4 protein-coding genes are annotated in these 2,815 nt (G+C 49.5%); all 4 read right to left on the reverse strand.

Going from position 1 to position 2,815, the window contains the following annotated elements:
- A partial coding sequence (locus G454_RS21930) for an S-layer homology domain-containing protein (RefSeq protein WP_169719383.1) occupies positions 1 to 530 on the reverse strand: 530 nt, incomplete at its 3' end.
- A gap of 498 nt (positions 531 to 1,028) precedes the next feature.
- Positions 1,029 to 1,427 carry an alpha/beta hydrolase family protein gene (locus G454_RS21660; protein ID WP_156896848.1) on the reverse strand — a complete coding sequence of 133 codons (399 nt, stop codon included), beginning with the start codon at positions 1,425 to 1,427 and terminating at the stop codon, positions 1,029 to 1,031.
- A 20-nt stretch (positions 1,428 to 1,447) separates the two neighbouring features.
- A complete protein-coding gene (locus G454_RS0114915; protein WP_211230126.1) occupies positions 1,448 to 2,368 on the reverse strand; it encodes a CE1 family esterase in 921 nt (306 codons plus the stop codon).
- Positions 2,369 to 2,716: 348 nt separating this feature from the next.
- Positions 2,717 to 2,815 (reverse strand): S-layer homology domain-containing protein (locus G454_RS19640; RefSeq protein WP_035108096.1); only part of this gene is annotated, 99 nt, incomplete at its 5' end.

Genomic DNA, 2,815 nt, shown 5'->3' on the forward strand with positions numbered 1-2,815 from the left:
ACCATTTCCGCCCGCGTGATGGTTTTGTCGGGCCTGAAAGTGCCGTCCTCGTAGCCCGAGATCACTCCCATGCCCGCCAGCTTGGCCACGGTGGTCTCTGCCCAGTGACCGGCCATGTCCTTGAAGCGCACAAGCTCTGGTTTGGGCACCTCTTTGTCTACGGCAAAGACGGCAAACAGTGTAAGGTGGTTAACGGAGAACATCACTGTACCCTTGTACAGATCCACCATGCACTCCAAGCGCACCCACTTGCTGGCTTTTTCGTCGTAGTAGAAGGCTGCCGGTTCCTGGTTGCTTCCCAGTTTAGTCTTGTCGAAGTAGAGAGAAATATTGATCTTGCCGGTTAGGGTACCGTTGGATAAAGTGATGTTCACCACCTTGCTCAGAAGGGTCATCCCCGCACCGAAGGCCTTCTCGTCACCCACCACCCCCACCTTGATGACGGCATTAGCTCCGCTCACCGCTCCCGGCGGCACCTCGACCCTTACTCTTTCAGGTATGTCAACCACGGTAGCAGTCGCCTCTTGCACGGGTTTTTCCACCTTATCCGGTGCTGCTGGGGTAGTAGCGTCTTCGAGAGAAGTCCCGAAAGGCACTGTTGCGCCGTCAACCGGCGTAACCTCGATTGTGGCTGAACTTTCAAAAACCAAGCGAATATCTTCCTTTCCAATTGGGACGTTTCCATCCAAGATTGCTCTCCACTTGCGGTCTCCAAACGGCGATGCTGATACTGACTTTACGTACACTCCTGTAACCTGTTCGGCGATATTCTCATCTGTGATGGTCACCGTTACTACTGTGCTGTCGAGCACTGGGTCCCATACTACGGTTAATGATATCGGGAGTTCAGAGCAAAAGCCAGGACTGGCCAATAGAAGACACGCCAGCACACCTAAGGCCAGTATCAGAAAAGGAGTTTTATTGCCTGAATGCAAGCCTTTTCCCACAACCATATGACCTCCTTCCTTTTCGGAGCGCTAGAGTGCTGAAAAAATTGAACCGCCGGCGCAGTGACTTTGGTTTCTCCTTTAATGAGCGCTACTTAACCTCACCTCTTTTAAGTCTTCCCATATTTCCCTAGAAAGCGCGATTTGTTCCGATGCCCAACCTATCATTTCTACAGGCCGGTATTGGGGACCACCAGGCCATGCATGGCCACCATTTTTCACATGGTAGAAAATGACTTTTGTGCCGTCCCGGCCATTGCCGTAGACATACTTAACGACAGTAGTAGGATCCTCTGCCGCAATTTTCGGGTACTCGTAAACTTCCGGGTCTGCAGACGTACCGTTCCAGTAAACCCACTTTCTCACCGTATCCCATGCTGAGAGATACGCGTTCTCTCTTCCTGCGAAGGGGACAACAGGGTCGGCGTCGCCCTGGCACTGGATTACCGTGATGGGTTGCGGGGGCTCGTATACAGCCATATTTACAGTCAAAGGTCCCGTTACACCCACGATGGCTGCAAGTTTGCCAGAGAGGTTAAGTGCCAGCCAGTGGCAAAACATATAAATTTCACGTCGTCCGCATCGCTTGTTAAAAAGGGCGGTAGGCCAACATTCCATCTTCCTTGGTAGCCAGGGAAGAGATCCGTCCTGCTTGTAAACATCCGAGCCAGCTCGGGGGGTACCGGCCTACCGTATGGGAAGACAACAATGAAGCCCTCTTCTTCGGCTAGCAGGTCAAGTCCGGTGAGATTACGCTGCCCAGTACCATTGCTCATGAACCCATGGAAAGACAGCACCAAGGGAACAGGGTTCTTTCCATCGTATGAGGTGGGAACGTAATAGTCGTAGATGCGTTCTATGCCATCTACAATGATTTTTCCTTGTTGCAAAGGATAAGAGGCAACCTTTAGCTTTCCATCCTCACCCAGCAGGAAATTAGGATGGATTTGCAGTTTTGTGTTCTTAAGCGGATTTGTATTCATCTCCATTTTTAGGGATGACCACTGCTGAGGCTCTACTGAGTTCAAGTTCACACTCCAGTCATACACACGGCCTTTTTTGTCCTCAATCTTTATGGTAGCCCCTGGATCCAATAAAGCTTCGACATAACCTGCTCTAAGCCTTTCCCACATCGTGCTATTACCTTCTGATGCCAAACGCAGGGCCTTTGGCACCTCTGCTTTGATTACGTTGCCATCCTTTGTCGTGTAATAAACATACTTTATGTCGGAATCTGCACTCCAGGCACTTGATACCATATTTACAAAAAAAGCTATGGTCAGGAGTACCACTAGCTTTGCTCTTTTCAAGCTCATCCTCTTCCTCCTTCCATGTGTCAGGATTTTACTTTGAGTTACTTTTAAAGTATCTTTAACTCTAAACGCTACTATCCCCTCCCCGTACATGTCATAGTTCAGCACAACACTCCAGTAGAAGTTTGCGGAATTGCCTGACAATTTGTTTTGAACTGACTTGCAATTTTTGTTCCACCGATTTGCGAAAATCATTGCGATAACTCTTGATACCCGTACATCTTCTGGCTCCTGCCGGCGCATTTCTTCCTTATAGTCGTTGAGACACGGTCTAGGCTGACTTGTTCTCCTATTCCAATGGTACTACTGTTGCAAATTGTAACATTCGGGTACCAGATTGCAACCTAAAAAATAATAATTCTACGCAAAATGTCTAAAAAGTTGCTCAAGAGAGGACCAACCTTTATAGCAAAAAAGGGGCGCAATTTGCTTTGCGCCCCCTTCAGGGTTCAATGATTACTTTCCTGTTTTCTCCAGCAGCCGCAGGATCATGGAGGCGGCTTCCGCCCGCGTCACGGGCTTGTCCGGCCTGAACGTCCTGTCCTCGTAGCCGGA

Source organism: Desulfovirgula thermocuniculi DSM 16036, from assembly GCF_000429345.1.
Lineage (GTDB): Bacteria > Bacillota > Desulfotomaculia > Desulfotomaculales > Desulfovirgulaceae > Desulfovirgula > Desulfovirgula thermocuniculi.